Annotated in this window: 13 protein-coding genes; 4 read left to right on the forward strand and 9 right to left on the reverse strand. The window is 62.3% G+C overall.

What is annotated here, in order from left to right; all coding sequences use genetic code 11:
* Positions 1-2: 2 nt before the first annotated feature.
* Entirely contained in the window at positions 3-383 is a 381-nt protein-coding gene (locus DQG19_RS03935) for an START-like domain-containing protein (protein ID WP_116124890.1), read from the reverse strand.
* Between the two features lie 191 nt (positions 384-574).
* Here DQG19_RS03935 and DQG19_RS03940 point away from each other — a divergent pair, with 191 nt between their 5' ends.
* The 3 genes from DQG19_RS03940 to DQG19_RS03950 all read left to right on the forward strand — a co-directional run bounded on the left by DQG19_RS03940 (position 575) and on the right by DQG19_RS03950 (position 2,569).
* Positions 575-1,444: an RNA polymerase sigma factor RpoD/SigA gene (locus tag DQG19_RS03940; protein ID WP_099104997.1), complete on the forward strand. Its 870-nt coding sequence runs from the start codon at positions 575-577 to the stop codon at positions 1,442-1,444.
* An 87-nt stretch (positions 1,445-1,531) separates the two neighbouring features.
* The gene (locus DQG19_RS03945; RefSeq protein ID WP_116124891.1) at positions 1,532-2,074 is read left to right on the forward strand and encodes a TrmH family RNA methyltransferase; all 543 of its coding nucleotides are present in this window, start codon (positions 1,532-1,534) and stop codon (positions 2,072-2,074) included.
* Positions 2,075-2,143: 69 nt separating this feature from the next.
* Positions 2,144-2,569 carry a VOC family protein gene (locus DQG19_RS03950; RefSeq protein WP_116124892.1) on the forward strand — a complete coding sequence of 142 codons (426 nt, stop codon included), beginning with the start codon at positions 2,144-2,146 and terminating at the stop codon, positions 2,567-2,569.
* A gap of 30 nt (positions 2,570-2,599) precedes the next feature.
* Here DQG19_RS03950 and DQG19_RS03955 read toward each other — a convergent pair whose 3' ends face one another.
* The 4 genes from DQG19_RS03955 to DQG19_RS03970 all read right to left on the reverse strand — a co-directional run bounded on the left by DQG19_RS03955 (position 2,600) and on the right by DQG19_RS03970 (position 7,302).
* Positions 2,600-3,775, reverse strand: coding sequence for an AIR synthase-related protein (locus tag DQG19_RS03955; protein ID WP_116124893.1), 1,176 nt, complete (start codon positions 3,773-3,775; stop codon positions 2,600-2,602).
* A gap of 213 nt (positions 3,776-3,988) precedes the next feature.
* The gene (locus DQG19_RS03960) at positions 3,989-4,864 is read right to left on the reverse strand and encodes a cation diffusion facilitator family transporter (RefSeq protein ID WP_116124894.1); all 876 of its coding nucleotides are present in this window, start codon (positions 4,862-4,864) and stop codon (positions 3,989-3,991) included.
* Between the two features lie 18 nt (positions 4,865-4,882).
* Positions 4,883-5,998 carry an ABC transporter permease gene (locus DQG19_RS03965; RefSeq protein WP_116124895.1) on the reverse strand — a complete coding sequence of 372 codons (1,116 nt, stop codon included), beginning with the start codon at positions 5,996-5,998 and terminating at the stop codon, positions 4,883-4,885.
* Positions 5,995-7,302 (reverse strand): ABC transporter permease, encoded by a 1,308-nt coding sequence (locus DQG19_RS03970; RefSeq protein WP_116124896.1) that lies wholly within the window; start codon positions 7,300-7,302, stop codon positions 5,995-5,997. Before DQG19_RS03970 ends, DQG19_RS03965 begins: the two co-directional genes overlap by 4 nt.
* Positions 7,303-7,446: 144 nt before the next feature.
* Here DQG19_RS03970 and DQG19_RS03975 point away from each other — a divergent pair, with 144 nt between their 5' ends.
* Positions 7,447-8,079, forward strand: a complete 633-nt coding sequence (locus DQG19_RS03975) for an LON peptidase substrate-binding domain-containing protein (RefSeq protein ID WP_116124897.1) — start codon at positions 7,447-7,449, stop codon at positions 8,077-8,079.
* Here DQG19_RS03975 and DQG19_RS03980 read toward each other — a convergent pair.
* From DQG19_RS03980 to DQG19_RS03995, 4 genes are all read right to left on the reverse strand, one after another.
* Positions 8,076-8,474, reverse strand: a complete 399-nt coding sequence (locus DQG19_RS03980; RefSeq protein WP_116124898.1) for an HIT family protein — start codon at positions 8,472-8,474, stop codon at positions 8,076-8,078. The two genes, DQG19_RS03975 and DQG19_RS03980, sit on opposite strands and share 4 nt — an antisense overlap.
* Positions 8,474-8,947 (reverse strand): transcription elongation factor GreA, encoded by a 474-nt coding sequence (greA, locus tag DQG19_RS03985; RefSeq protein ID WP_116124899.1) that lies wholly within the window; start codon positions 8,945-8,947, stop codon positions 8,474-8,476. Before greA ends, DQG19_RS03980 begins: the two co-directional genes overlap by 1 nt.
* A gap of 213 nt (positions 8,948-9,160) precedes the next feature.
* Positions 9,161-10,225, reverse strand: coding sequence for a PorV/PorQ family protein (locus tag DQG19_RS03990; protein ID WP_116124900.1), 1,065 nt, complete (start codon positions 10,223-10,225; stop codon positions 9,161-9,163).
* A gap of 33 nt (positions 10,226-10,258) precedes the next feature.
* On the reverse strand, positions 10,259-14,374 hold the full coding sequence (locus DQG19_RS03995; RefSeq protein WP_157974298.1) for a hypothetical protein: 4,116 nt from the start codon (positions 14,372-14,374) through the stop codon (positions 10,259-10,261).
* Between the last annotated feature and the right edge of the window lie 18 nt (positions 14,375-14,392).

Consider the following 14,392-nt stretch of genomic DNA (forward strand, 5'->3'; position numbering starts at 1 on the left):
GGCTAGCCGCCCATCTCGGCGCGCATGCGGGTGAGCTGGGTTTCCCAGAGCGCCTTCTGGTCGTCCACCTCGTCGTCGTCGGCAAAGTCGGTGACGTAGACGATGGTTTCGCCGGTGACGGGGCTCTTGGTGATGTTGAACTCGAGGTACTCATCCTCGTCGTCGGCATCCTCCCAGGCGAAGCGCACCATGTCGCCCTCGCTGTCCTCGATGAGTTCCGCCGCCTCGGGGGCGCCGCTCCAAACAAAGGTGTAGGTGCTGTCGTTAATATCAACTTCATCGCAGAACCACCGCGTCAGGCACGCCGGATCGGTCAGAAACTGGTAGACAATGTTCGGGGAGGCACGAAAGATAAACTCCGAGGTAAACTTAACTCGTTCCATATCAGGCGGTTGGCAAAAGTGGTAGCGGGCAAATAAGGTAAATAAAGCGAGATTACCAAAAGTTTATCGCCTTCCAACCTATTGTTTTCTCACGTGTTAATTACTCGTTATGCCCCAGTGAGCCTCCCGGGGCTTGATTTACAACCGTGTAGCCCGTAATTTTGCGGCCAATTTCAGAAAACGTCCCCTAAATGAGACAGCTTAAGATAACGAAGTCGATTACCAATCGCGAGAGTCAGTCGCTCGAAAAATACCTGCAAGAAATCGGTAAAGTCGATCTGCTGACCCCCGAAGAGGAAGTCGATCTCGCCAAGCGGATCAAGCAGGGTGATCAGATCGCACTCGAGAAGCTGACCAAGGCCAACCTTCGCTTCGTAGTCTCCGTAGCCAAGCAATACCAGAACCAGGGCCTCAGCCTCTCCGACCTCATTAACGAAGGAAACCTCGGCCTCATTAAGGCCGCGCAGCGCTTCGACGAGACCCGCGGTTTTAAATTTATTTCCTACGCCGTCTGGTGGATCCGGCAGTCTATCCTGCAGGCCCTCGCCGAACAGAGCCGGATCGTCCGCCTGCCCCTCAATAAAGTGGGTAGCCTGAACAAGATCAACAAGGCCTTCAGCCAGCTCGAGCAAACCTTCGAGCGTGAGCCCAGCAGCGAAGAACTCGCCGAACAGCTCGAGATCAACGCCGACGAGGTGGAAACCACCCTCGGCGTGGCCGCTCGCCACGTCAGTATGGATGCCCCCTTCGTCGAAGGCGAAGACAACAGCCTCCTCGACGTCCTGGCCAACACCGCTACCCCCGGCACCGACTCCGCCCTGGAATACAAGGAGTCGCTGCGCCGCGAGATCGACCGCAGCCTCGGCACCCTTACCGAGCGGCAGTGTGACGTCATCAAGCTATACTACGGCATCGGCGTCGAGCACCCCATGAGCCTCGAGGATATCGGCGAGAAGTTCGGCCTCACCCGCGAGCGCGTCCGTCAGATCAAGGATAAGGCCATCAACAAACTGCGCGGTGCGAACCGCAGCAAGCTGCTTAAGAATTACCTGGGGAACTGATTTGGTACCGTAGAATTTTAGTACTGTACTACTGTAGACACCCTCCGCCGTCTTCGCGCGTCGGAGGGTTTCTATTTTTGCGCACCTATGGACGCACCACGCACCAAAAAGCGCCTGACCGAGCTCGACCGCCCGTCGCCGGTTGAGTTTGCCGCCACCGAGAAGATCTCGCTCTCGCTGATCCTGGACGATATACGCTCGGCGAACAACGTCGGTAGCCTTTTCCGTACGGCCGATGGGTTTGCGCTCCGCCATGTCTACCTCTGCGGCATCACCGCTACCCCACCCCACCGGGATATCCTCAAGACGGCTTTGGGGGCCACGTCGACCGTTAGCTGGTCGCACCACGAAAACTGCGGCACGCTGGTCGAGGGGCTCGTGGCGGCGGGTACGCAGGTGCAGTGCCTGGAGCAAACGCACGGAAGCACCGCGCTCTCCGCCTTCCGGGTAGATACGGCACAGCCGCTCGCGCTGGTGGTAGGTAACGAAGTGAACGGGGTTGACCAATCCGTAATCGACCGCTCCCACGGCACCATCGAGATCGAGCAATTTGGTACCAAGCACAGCCTTAACGTGGCGGTAAGCGCCGGAATCGCCCTGTGGGCACTCAGCCGTCAGCTGCGCCCGTGAGGTCTGGCGATTGCCGCGCGGCAGGCTATCTTCCCCTCCCAATCAACCACCCTCTAACCCACATTTCCTATGCAGCCTTTCCACCTCGCCGTCCCCGTTGACGACCTCGAAGCCGCCCGCCACTTTTACGGTACCGTCCTGGGCTGCCCCGAGGGCCGCACGGACTCGGAATGGATCGACTTTGATCTCTTCGGACACCAGCTCGTCGCCCACCTAGCCCCCAAGAAGGAGGCGGCCGACCACCGCAACGAAGTCGACGGTAAGCACGTCCCCGTCCCCCATTTCGGGGTAGTACTGAAATGGGAGCAATTTGAGCAGTTCGCCGAGCGACTGCGCGGGCAGGACGTCAAATTCGAGATCGAGCCCTACGTCCGCTTCGTGGGACTGCCCGGCGAGCAAAATACCATGTTCTTTTACGATCCGGCCGGCAACGCCCTGGAATTCAAGGCCTTCAAGGACATCTCGCGCCTATTCGCGAAGCAGTTGAACGGATAAATATTACATGTGAAATTTCACGTTTGAAAGCTACTCGAAGTAAGCTTCTACCCCCTGCGGCGTGGTGACCCGAACCTCGGCCCGCTCACCGGCTTCAACGTGTCCAATCACCTGCGCGTCAATTCCGAATGACTTGGCGACATCGATGACCGTCTGCGCATCCCGCTCGCCAACGTAGGCTTCGAGGCGATGGCCCATGTTGAAGACCTGATACATCTCCCGCCAGTCGGTACCGCTTTCCTTGCGGATGAGCTCGAAGAGCGGGGGCACCGGGAACAGCTTGTCCTTGACCACCCGCACGTCCGGATCAATAAACTTGACCACCTTGGTCTGGGCACCGCCGGTGCAGTGGATCAAGCCGCTGAGGCCGGGCCCTACCCGATCGAGCAGCTGCTTCAGCACGGGCAGGTACGTGCGGGTGGGGCTCAGGACCAGTTTGCCGACGGTGGTCTCCTGTCCGTCCACGGTGATCTTTTCGGTGAGCGAACGGCTGCCGGAGTAGATAACCTTCCGCGGCACTTCCGGGTCAAAGCTTTCCGGGTACTTGTCGGCGTACTCCTTCTTGAAGACATCGTGGCGGGCACTGGTCAGTCCATTGCTGCCCATGCCGCCGTTGTAGGCGTCCTCGTAAGTAGCCTGCCCGTAACTGGCCAGTCCTACGATCACGTTGCCGGGCCGGATATCGTTGACGATCACCTGATCGCGCCGCAGCCGGGCGAAGGTGGTGTAGCCGACGTCGATGGTTCGCACGATGTCGCCGACGTCGGCGGTCTCGCCACCGGTGAGGTGGAGGCCTACGCCGTGCTCGGCCATGCGGTCCTTGAACTTCTCGGCGCCCCGGATGATGGTCTTGAGCACGTCGCCGGAGATGCGGTTCTTATTCCGGCCGATGGTGCTGGAGATCAGGATGTTGTCGACCGCGCCTACGCAGCCCATGTCGTCGAGGTTCATCACCAGGCTGTCCTGGACGATGCCTTCCCAGACGCTCAAGTCGCCTGTTTCCCGCCAGTACAGGTAGGCCAGGCTGGTCTTGGTACCGGCCGTATCGGCGTGCATCACGTTGCACCAGGCGGTGTCGCCGCCGACCACGTCGGGCAGGATCTTGCAGAAGGCATTCGGGAAAAGTCCCTTCTCCAGCCCTGCAATGGCTTCGTGTACCTCGGATTTGGTGGCGCTCACCCCGCGCTGCTCGTATTTGCTTGCCATGCGGCAAAGGTAGCACCTAGCCCGCAGGACCACATCGGATGTGGCCCACATCCGATGTGGTCCTGCGGGCTTTTCTCCCGGCACCTGCGCTCGCCCCGCCTAGGGAGCTGGCTATGAACCGGTTAGCGCCTATCGGTCCACTTTCACCCCCGACATCGGATGTCGGCGACATCCGATGTCGGGGAGCGTCCGGGAGCGGGAGGGTGAGAACCCCTAATGGTGACCGAACGGCTCCACGTGAATAAGCACCTGCCCCAGGTTGGGCAGCCGTTCCTTGAGGTAGTCCTTGAGCCGGTGCGCCAGATCGTGGCCCTCGGTGACGGTCAGGTCGCCCCGGACCAGCGCGTGCAGGTCGATGTGGTAGCGCATGCCGGACTTGCGCACGTAGCACTTCTCGGTTCCCAGGATGCCGGGTACGTTCTGGGCCAGCGCACGAATTTCTTCGATCAGCTCGTCGTAAACGTGCTCGTCCATGATCTCCCCCAGGGCGGGCCGGAAGATCAGCCAGGCGTTGTACAGAATGATGCCTGACGCCGCCAGGGCCGACCAGTCATCGGCACTGGCGTAGTCCGGACCACCGATCAGCGCCACGGTGATCCCCGCGAAGGCCGTTACCGAAGTGATCGCGTCGCTGCGGTGGTGCCACGCATCGGCGGCCAGCGAACTGCTGTCGGTAGCGCGGCTGCGCCGCATTACGAACCGGAAGGAGAGCTCTTTCCACAGGATGATGCCCCCCAGCACGTACAGCGTCCAGGAGGCCGGGACCGCGTGCGGGGTGCGGATGTTGCTAAGGCTTTCGTAGGCGATGGCCGTTGCCGAAAACACCAGAAAGGCCACCACGCCGAAGGTGATGAGCGGCTCGATCTTGCCGTGCCCGTAAGGGTGATTCTCGTCGGCCGGCCGGCGGGCGTAGCGCAACCCCATCCAGACCATGATGGAGGAAAAGATATCGGCCGTAGACTCGATGGCATCGGCCACCAGCGCAAAGGAATTCCCGAGCACGCCCGCCACTCCCTTGATGATGGCAAGCATAAAATTGCCGCCAATACTGAAGTAGATCGTTCGGATGGCTACGTCCTCGTTGCGCATGCCCAAAGATACCTACCGTTAGTTGCGTACCCGGATACTGTTGCAGGCCAACACGGTCGTAGTGAGCAACAGGCCGGGGAAGACGGCCAGCCACCATGCACTCGTCTGATTACGCGACTCCTGCAGGATGCTGCCCCACGTAACCTGGTCGGACGGCACCCCCACCCCCAGAAAACTCAGGGTAGCCTCCGCCAGGATGCTCGTACCCACCATGAACGCAGCTACTACCACGACCGGACCGATAGCGTTGGGCAGCGCGTGGCGGAACAGCAGCCGCCACTCCCCCACTCCCCCCACCCGCGCGGCGGCGATGTACGGCAGGTCACGGACCCGGATCAGCTCTGCCCGCAGAAAGCGGGCCACCGGCGTCCACCCCACCAGTCCAATGATGAGGACGATCGCCGGCAGCGAGGGTTCCTGCAGGTAGGCCAGCAGGGCGATCAGCAACACCAGCGTGGGTATGCCCACCGTAAGTTCCAGCAGTAGGACGACCCCCCGATCCAGCGGCACCCCAACCGGCCGCCGCAGCCAGGCGCTATAACGTGCCGGCAGCCGCAGCAGAATGTCCCACAGGCAAATTCCCACCCCCACGCTCAGCATAAGCAGCAGCAAAAATTCGGGCAGGCCGTTCGTCACGGCCGACAGACAGGCCAGCGCGTACGCCGTGCCGCAAACCGTACCCACTACCCAAGCCAGGACGCTTCGCCTGGGCACCCGCAGGCCGTGATCGCCGAAAAATCCGGCCACGGCTCCCAGTGGCAACCCGAGCAGGAGCGAAACGACCACGCTCCCCAATCCCACGTACACCGCCACGCGCGTACCACTCACCAGCCCGGCGGCGATATCGCGGCCCAGGTAGTCCGTCCCCAACCAGTGCCGGCCGTCGGGGGTCATGGTCAGTGGGGGCAAGTAAGTAGCATCGTTCAGGTCGGCCGTCGTAGCGGCAAAGGGAATGGGGGGCCACACCGCCCATTCATCCTCCTGGGGCCGGTACGGCTGCTTGCTCAACACGGGAACGTGCAGGCGTTCGCCGTCGTACGCCAGCAGCGGCCGGTCGTTGGCGATGGCTCCGGAGAAGAGCGTGACCAGCAGCAAGCCCCCGAGAAACAGGTATGCCCAGCGTGGTACCTTCATCGCGGCGGGGTTTTGCCCAGACGGATCCGGGGGTCGATGAGCGCGTAGGCTATGTCGGCCAGCACCAGCCCCAGGATGGTCAGGGCACCGTTGATAAGGACCAGGGCCGTCACTACCGGCCAGTCCTCGGCGGTGGCGGCCGTAAACAGCAACCGCCCCATCCCCGGCAAATTGAATATGCTTTCAATCAGTACACTCCCGGCCAGGAGCGCCGGCAACAGCCCCCCGAGCAGGGTCACCAGCGGGAAGGCCGCGTTGCGGAACACGTGTCGCCACAGCACCTGCGAGCCCGACAATCCCTTCATGAGGCCGGTCTTGACGTAGGGCTTGCCCAGTTCTTCCAGGGCGGCGGCGCGCAGGTGCCGTGCCACATAGGCAAAACTCGGGTAGGCCAGGCACAGTACCGGAAGTGCCAGGTGGTGGATATGCTCACCGAGAGCCCTCCACCAACCCATGCCCCGGGGGATTTGGGCAAAACCCATACTGGGGAACCAGTTCATTCCGTACGCGGAATTGGTAAAAAAGGTAGACAGCAGGGTGGCGATCCAGAAGGCAGGAACACCAAATCCAAGAAAGGTGATGAACGTGGCCCAGCGGTCGAAGCGACTGCCCCGGTACCGGGCCATGTATAGCCCCAGCGGTACGGCGAGCAGGTAGACCAACAGCAGGGCCACCCCGTTCACCAGGGCCGTTCGGGGCAGGGCCACGGCAATCTTCCTGGCCACGGACTGGCCATTGATGTTGGATACCCCCAGGTCACCGTGCAGTACCCCGCGCAGATAGTAGTGGTACTGGTTACGCAATCCGTGCCAGTGCAACCGGGGCAGCAGCACGCGGTAGGGCCACGGATTGGCCACCATGGCGGCGTAGGCCTCGCGCAGGGGCCGTGCTGCGGGCAGGCCGTCGAGCGTCAGCAGCTGACGGCGTAGGTAGTCGGCGTCGCCGCGCACCAGCAGACGTCGCGCGGCGGTCTGCAGCTGCGCGTTCGTCGCCGTGCGCGCCGTGAGCAACTCCCGGTAGTACGCCTGTACCCGGGGCCAGTTACCGTAGGTCAGGGCCAACTCACGGACTGCACGGCGGCGGTCCTCCATCACGATGCGGTACAGGGTATCGGGGAGGGCGGCGTTGTTCAGTGTGAAGTAGAAGGCCGGCAGGTCGCGGTTCAGTCTTTTCGCAAGGCGCCCATAGCTTTGCTCGTAGGCGAGCAGATCGTCACCGGTCGTGCGCTCCCCCTCCACGACCATCCGCTGGCGTACGGGATCCCCCGGCGTCAGCCGGCTCAGCCCGAAGGTTACCAGACTCAACAGGAATAACCCCAACGGCAGGTACAGAAGCTTGCGCAGGAAGTAAGTGAGTAAAAAATGGTGTTGACGCGACAGGGTAAGGTGGGGAATAGTTAATTATCAGCAAAGTAAGCACATTGTCGGCGTTCGGTGTTTTCCCACAGTATGCAATCCTTAGCTCTTTTTCCGCTTCAGCTCGTTGTATTTCCGGGCGAGACGCTTAATCTACACATTTTTGAACCCCGCTACCGAAAATTGATACAGGACGCTGAGGGTGAGGGTATTACCTTCGGCGTACCCACCGTTATGGAGGGTGACCTGCGGCCGCTGGCCACCGAGGTCCGGCTGACGGAGGTGGCCCGCCGCTACCCCGACGGCGAAAGCGATATCCGCGCGGTAGGAGAACGGGTTTTCCGGATCGATCGCTTCTACCGGGAACTGCCCGACAAGCCCTACCCGGGAGCGGACGTAACCTTCCTGCCCCGCGAGGAAACCGAGGACGTCGCCATCAATGCACGGATCGTGGTCCTCACCCGCGACATCTATCGCAAGCTGAATATTAAACGCGAAGTACCGTCGGTAGCCGCCGGCTTCCGTACCTACGACGTGGCCCACTACGTGGGCTTCACCCTGGAGCAGGAATACACCTTCCTCACCTTACTGGACGCCACGGAGCGGCAGCGATTCCTGCTGGAGCACCTCGAGCAGGTCGATCCACGCCTCGGGGAGGGCCGCCGGCTGCAGGCGCGCGCGGAAATGAACGGGCATTTTCAGAACCTGAAGCCGCCTAATTTTTAGTGCTCCGCGATCGCCGCGGCGATCCGGTCGCGCAGCTCGGCCATCCGCGCTTCGCTGACGTCCGTGACCTTACCGAAGCGAAAGTCACCTTCCTGCTGCACCGGTACCAGGTGCAGGTGGGCGTGCGGCACCTCCAGCCCCAGCACCCCGTTGGCGATACGCCGGCAGGAAATGGCCTGCTTGAGTCCGCGGGCCACGCGTTTGGAGAACAGGGTCAGACCGCTGATTTCCGCGTCGGTGAGGTCGTAGTAGTAGTCCACTTCCCGTTTGGGTACGCAGAGGGTATGCCCCTCCACCATGGGCCGCACGTCCAGAAACGCAATAAACTCGTCGGTTTCCGCTACGATGTAGCCGGGCAGTTCGCGGCTGATGATGCGTGAGAAAATGGAGGCCATCAGAGGGATATGTCTACGATCTCGAACTGGATGGCTCCGTTGGGAGTCTTCACCTCCGCTACGTCGCCCACCTTTTTACCGAGCAGGCCCTGCCCCATCGGACTGTTGACCGATATCTTCTTGTCCTTCAGGTTGGCCTCGCTTTCGGCTACCAGGTGGTACACCATGGTGGCTTTGTTCTTCACGTTCCGGATGGTGACCTTGCTCATGACCGTCACCTTACTGGTATCCAGCTGGCTGGAATCCAGCACGCGTGCGTTGGCCATTACCTTCTCCAGCTCGTTGATCTTCATTTCCAGTAGCCCCTGGGCGTCCTTGGCGGCATCGTATTCGGCGTTCTCCGACAGGTCTCCCTTCTCGCGGGCCTCGGCAATGGCCTGGGCTACTTCGGAGCGGCCGGTAGTTTTCAGTTCCTCGAGCTCGGACCGTAAGCGGTCGTAGCCCTCTTGCGACAGATAGTGTGTTCCTGCCATGGTGTTTATGTTTTCGTCAGCGCAGTCGACGGTACCCTTCCCGGCGTGGGAGCGGTGGTGGACTGCCTGAGGTGGATGATGGCCCCCGCAGTAGTCGGGCGGCGGGAAGGCAATAAAAAAAAGCGACGCCCCTACGGTTGTAGGAACGTCTGCGGCGTTAAGGTTATACCGCAAATATAGGGAATTTCTGGTTGCCCGTCGGGGGTTACGGCGTCAGAATGAGAGGCTTAGTCCCACGTTATGGGTTCCGCCGTAAATGCGGGTGCTCCGGTAGGCGTAGTCCACGCTGAATCGACGGTCGGTATCTCCGCGCTGGAAGGGGACGCGAACGCTGGCCCCGGCACTTATGCCGTCGTAGAGGGGCGACTCGTCGGCCGAGGCACCCTCGCTTTCGTCCGCCGCATCCAGGTCCGTGCGGTACCCAACCCGCGCCAGAAACTGCTCTCGGAAGGCGTATTCCACGCCCGCTCCCACCTGGTCGCGGCTAAAGCTATTGGCCGTAAAGTTGCCCACCAGGGTCACCCGCTGGTCCTCCAGGTGGGTCAAAAAATCGTAGCTCGCCCCGATATTCAGCATGGAAGGCATTTCAAAGCCCGCCGCACGCTGGGCATAGGTCAGCTTGTAGTCCGCGGAGTTGTCGGGGTTGTCGGCGGTGGTTGCCAGGCCCTGCCCGCCGTAGGCCATACGGGAGCCTACGTTGCGCAGGCTGAGGCCGAACTTGAAGGCATCCTCCGGGCCGGTCACGTACTGTACCCCCGCATCGATGGCAAACCCGAAGGAGCTGACGTCGCTGGTGGATTCGCTCACCCCCCGCAGGGTGATGCCCACCGATACCCGGTTCTCGAACTGGTGGCTGTAGGTCAGCCCTACGTTGATGAAACTCAGGTTGAGCAGCGCGCCCGTACCCTCCGGCTGTTCGGTGGTGGTGATGGGAATGTCGCCGAAGTCGAGGCTCATCACGCTGAACCCGAAGGCCCCGTTCTTGCCCGCCTGGGCGGTCACCCCGATGGCCTGCATGGAGATGTCGGTGCCCTGCAGGTAGTTGGCGTAGCCCAGCATGACCTGGGTGCCGGCAAAGCGGCTTACCCCGGCGGGGTTCAGGCGCATGGCCTCCACGCCGGTCACGTAGCTCGTGCCCAGCGAATGCAGGCCTGCGGAGGGAGCCCAGGGGTTCATCAGCAACTGGGTGGCGCCCGCCTCGCCCTGCCGGTCGGGATTACCGGCAAACGCGGCCAGGGAAAATCCGGCACAGGCGAGCAACAGGTAGAACTTCTTCATGCGGGAGAATTTTGCGGGGACGCAGGTGCGGGGTTAAAGTCCGGAAGGATCAAACTGCCGTTGGACCCCGAAAAACTTGAGCGTGCGTTCCCCGAGGCCGGGAGCGTCGACGTGGATGAGGTAAACCCCGCTGGCTACGGGAATACCCTTTTGGTTGCGCAGGTCCCATTCCAGGGCCGGAGAGATCTGGCGGTAGCCAACGGGTCGGTTGGCACCGCGCAGGACGGTAATCGTCTCGTCACGCTCGTACTGTCGGATAAACTTACCGTCGAGGGAGTAGATGGTTACCGTCGCCCGTGCCGGCAAGTTGGTGATCTTCACGTTGGTTTCGAACTGGCTGTCCTCGTAGGTACTGAACCCGTAGTAGGGGTTCGGCACCACGTTAATCATGTCGAGTGCGCGGTTGGTGAGCGACTCGTCCAATTCCGTGGTCGCCTGCCGGCCTTCCAGGCGGAAGCGGTAGGTCGGGTATCCGTTGGCTTCCGGCACCCCTTCGGCGTAGTCGAAGGCGCTGTTAACGCGCAGCTTGATCGTCACGTCGGCAGGAATGATGCCATCGGCGTACGACAACAGGTTCGTCCCCGGGGCCAGGAGCGGAAAGCCCGCCCAGGTGATCTCCTGCAGCCCCCGGATCTTGGCCGTGGAGTTTGCCACGCTGCGGGGGAACAGGCGATTGTAAAGCCGGACGCCCCCGTCGTAGGGCTGATCGGTCACGTAGAAGAAATGCTGACCACCCGCGGGGAAGTCGTACACGTTGAGCCCCAGCAGGGGAGATTTCTGGAAGATCGTGCTCGACGGGTTGAAGATCATGTCGCTGCCGTTCGCGGGTGCTACGTACTGATCGCCCAGGCGGCGGCCGTCGTAGAGACTGTTCTCGCCCCAGAATATCTCGAGCCGCTCCCCCGTCTCGACGTCGATGGCGTACCCGGGGAACCAGCCCATACCGGTAGCGTATTGCGGATCGATGTCATTGTCCACTGCCGGCAGGCCGTCCGGACCTGCTTCCCGGGTGACGCTGGGTGCATCGCGGGTATCGAACATATTCCGTGCGCCCTCCGGCTTGATCGGCTGCCCACGGTAGAAGAGGTCGTCGTAGAAGTAGTTGCTGGTCTCGACCACGGGGCACCGGCTCCACAGGGACTTATCCGCGGTGAAAACGATATTGACGTTGTTGAGCTCCTGCAGGGTCTGGGAGCGGATAACGACGTCGTTCAGCCGGAACTCCGAGAGGTAAACGGGGGAAATAAATGGAATCCCCCCTACGATCTCGCGGTGGTCGAGCAGCCGGTAGGGTGCAATGCCCGGGTACAGATCGGACAGGCCGCGGTCCTGGTCGAGGTCGTAGAAGCGGTCCTGAAAGTCGTCGGTCGCTAAGTAGTCGAAGATGGACTGGTCGAACTCCACGGCGTCGCGGAAGCCCAGCTGATAATTGTCCGGTACGAACAGCAGCCACGGCTCCTGATCGGTACTGTCGTACTGCACGGCCGCGCCGATGGCCCCGTTGCTGCCGGTACCCGAAGTACCCGGCTCGGGCACGTCGCCGATCCGTACCGAAAAGCCGAATTCATTGACGATCTGTTCGTTGTTGGAACTGATGGGGCGTTCACTTACCACGGTGGGGACGTTGCAGTCGTTGAGGCACCGCAGCGTCCACCGCACGGGGGCGGTGAGTTCGTCGTCGGACATGTCGCCGTCGACGAAGGTGATCTCGTATTCCCCGTCCTGCACGTTCAGCGGATTGGCCACGAAGATGTCGATCGGACCGGCACCCTGCGCGTAGGTCAGTTCGCCCGTGGTGGATTGTCCTCCCGCGATTGCTGCCTCCAGTCCGGCCACCGTTTCGGCGTCAAGGTCCAGGAAATTGCCATTGTTTCCCCGGCCACTTAGGCGGGTAATGGTGGCCCCGTCGCCGTAGTCGGCCATCAGGTCGCGGTCCAGGATGGGCCGCGGGATAGCGGTATAGTAGGCGTTGCCGGTCAGCGGGTCGCCGATATTGCGGCTGGAGGCGATGTACTGTACCGGCTGCCCGGGGCTGTCGGGGTCGAAGGGGTCGTAGGTCTCGTAATTATTATAGGCGTAGGCAACCACGGTAAAGTAGTAGCGCCGGTGGTTGATCAGGCGGGTGTCGTTGCCGTTGGCAAAGGCATCCTGGGTGATGCTGATGCTGTGGCGGATGCCGCTGTCGTCGCCGGCTACCCGAAGCTCCGGCACGTAGTAGGTCTGGTTGAGGGGGTTACGGTCGGGCTCGTCGGCGGAGATACCGGTCCAGTTGAACAGGCGGGTGACGCCGTTGTCCAGGTCGTAGGTGGCAACCTCCCGGACGCGCTCCGGATCGCCGATGTCGGCCAGGGTAACGTCCGGTCCGGCGAACTGAAAGACCCGGTAGCCCTCGAAGCGGTAGAGGCTGTCCTCTCCCCGCGGGATGCCGAGGCCCTCCTCCTGGTATCCTTCGAGGTAGTTGTTGCTGATGGGACTGTTGGAGAACAGCAGTACGACCTCACGCTCCAGCTCCAGCAGGTCAACATCGGGAGCGTCGGGGCCGTCCAGCAGGTCGAAACAGTTGTCAAAGAGCGACTGGGCCAGGTCGTCGGCCTGCTGCAGGCGCTGAATGGAGGGAGCGGGATAGGTCTGGTCCGGGACCCATACCACGCCGATGATGAGCTCGTTCACGGCACCGGGCTGCAGCGTAAAAGGACCGGAAGCCTGGATGGTACGGCGGTCGCCGTAGGGCAGCTCCTCGGTGGTCATGTTCCAGCCGTTGACGTTTGGAGCGTCGGGGAAGGCGTAGCGGGTCGTCGGCGCGGCCCCCTCGTCGTAGCCGTCACCGCTGTTCTGCAGCGGGGTTCCGTCGCGCCAGCGGCCCTGGAGGTAATTGTAGTATTCGGCCGCCGTACTGGGGTCGGTGGTCGGCTGGGGCGGGCCACCGACGTTGGCGTTGTTGTAGTAGACGAAGGAACTCATGCCCAGTTCCCGCTCGCCGATCTGTACCCCGTCGAGGTCGTACACGGGGGCGCGGGGCCCGCGGAAGTAGTCGATCCCGAGGATGGGGATTTCGTCGCAGTAGGTCGCCACGCCGCCGTCGCAGGTACAGCCGGCACCCTGGGCGCCGTCGAGTTCGTCCTCGTTGTATACGTAAGCCAGCGACCGGGTGGTATCGCTGCCGATGTAGTCGTCGGTTGCGCACCCCAGGTCGGGATCGACCCACATGGCAAAGTAAGTATCCAAAATGTCCTCCTGCGCCCGGTTGATGAGCTTATAGCGCTGGAAGGTCATGCTGTTGATATCGTCCGAAGTGGTATAGGCGAAGGCCTGTACCTGCACCTCCATCTGTATCTGCAGGGGGGTGTTGGACTGCCGGTGGGTGTTGCCGGCGTCGTTGTAGATCCAGAAGGTCATCTCCTCGGGAAACTGCGGAGTCTCGCCGCAGCCGCGGATCTCGATGATCGGATAATCCCCCTCGGTGGGATTGTAGAGCCCGTCGAGGTTTTCGTCCCAGAAGCCGGCCAGTCCGCCGCCCTCGCTGGGGTTGGGGAGGTCGAAACCGTTCACCTCCGAGAAGTAGGGGTTACCCACCGACGGCCAGCCAAGCACGTCGCGCGGTACGTCGTCCGGGTCGAGGGGCAGCTCGTCGTTGTCCAGCGCGGTCTGGTAGGCCAGCCGCAGCGCCCGGATGCTCTCTCCCCGGACGGTAAAGAAGCGGTCCCACCGCTGGCACGTATCCCGTTGCACGGTTCCCTGGGAGGTGAGGGGCCCCGGGTAGTAGTCGAAATTGCCGGTACCGCGCCCGTAATCCTGGGCCGCCACCTTGAGCCCGCCCCCCGGGTCACGGCCGCCGAGCCACACGGCGCCGGCGTAGATGGAGCTTACCTCCGGCACGCCGGGGGGCACCTTCGGTACGATGTAGCGGCCGTTCTCGCCGTCCCACCAAACGTCACCGCCGGTGGTCAGGCGGGCACGCACGTTGTTGATCTCCATGTCGGTCTGCCGGGTCGCGTTGTCGCAGGCTTCCCGGAAGTCGATCTGCTGCTGCGCGGAGGGCGTCGGCCGGGCGGGTCGCTTCGGCCCCGGCCCCTTGGCGGCGGCCGGGGAGAGGGGCAATACGGCCACCAGGCTCACGAGAAGGGCTAGGGTGCAGGAAGGGAGGCGCATGGGAAAGCGGTTCTGGGG

Source organism: Lewinella sp. IMCC34183, assembly GCF_003390915.1.
Classification (GTDB): domain Bacteria; phylum Bacteroidota; class Bacteroidia; order Chitinophagales; family Saprospiraceae; genus Neolewinella.

Bases quoted from the DNA above. Each gene is read 5' to 3' on its own strand.
- DQG19_RS03995 (WP_157974298.1), bottom strand. From the start codon at position 14,374: ATGCGCCTCCCTTCCTGCACCCTAGCCCTTCTCGTGAGCCTGGTGGCC.
- DQG19_RS03955 (WP_116124893.1), bottom strand. From the start codon at position 3,775: ATGGCAAGCAAATACGAGCAGCGCGGGGTGAGCGCCACCAAATCCGAG.
- DQG19_RS03950 (WP_116124892.1), top strand. From the start codon at position 2,144: ATGCAGCCTTTCCACCTCGCCGTCCCCGTTGACGACCTCGAAGCCGCC.
- DQG19_RS03945 (WP_116124891.1), top strand. From the start codon at position 1,532: ATGGACGCACCACGCACCAAAAAGCGCCTGACCGAGCTCGACCGCCCG.
- greA (WP_116124899.1), bottom strand. From the start codon at position 8,947: ATGGCAGGAACACACTATCTGTCGCAAGAGGGCTACGACCGCTTACGG.
- DQG19_RS03975 (WP_116124897.1), top strand. From the start codon at position 7,447: ATGCAATCCTTAGCTCTTTTTCCGCTTCAGCTCGTTGTATTTCCGGGC.
- DQG19_RS03940 (WP_099104997.1), top strand. From the start codon at position 575: ATGAGACAGCTTAAGATAACGAAGTCGATTACCAATCGCGAGAGTCAG.
- DQG19_RS03935 (WP_116124890.1), bottom strand. From the start codon at position 383: ATGGAACGAGTTAAGTTTACCTCGGAGTTTATCTTTCGTGCCTCCCCG.
- DQG19_RS03960 (WP_116124894.1), bottom strand. From the start codon at position 4,864: ATGCGCAACGAGGACGTAGCCATCCGAACGATCTACTTCAGTATTGGC.
- DQG19_RS03965 (WP_116124895.1), bottom strand. From the start codon at position 5,998: ATGAAGGTACCACGCTGGGCATACCTGTTTCTCGGGGGCTTGCTGCTG.
- DQG19_RS03980 (WP_116124898.1), bottom strand. From the start codon at position 8,474: ATGGCCTCCATTTTCTCACGCATCATCAGCCGCGAACTGCCCGGCTAC.
- DQG19_RS03990 (WP_116124900.1), bottom strand. From the start codon at position 10,225: ATGAAGAAGTTCTACCTGTTGCTCGCCTGTGCCGGATTTTCCCTGGCC.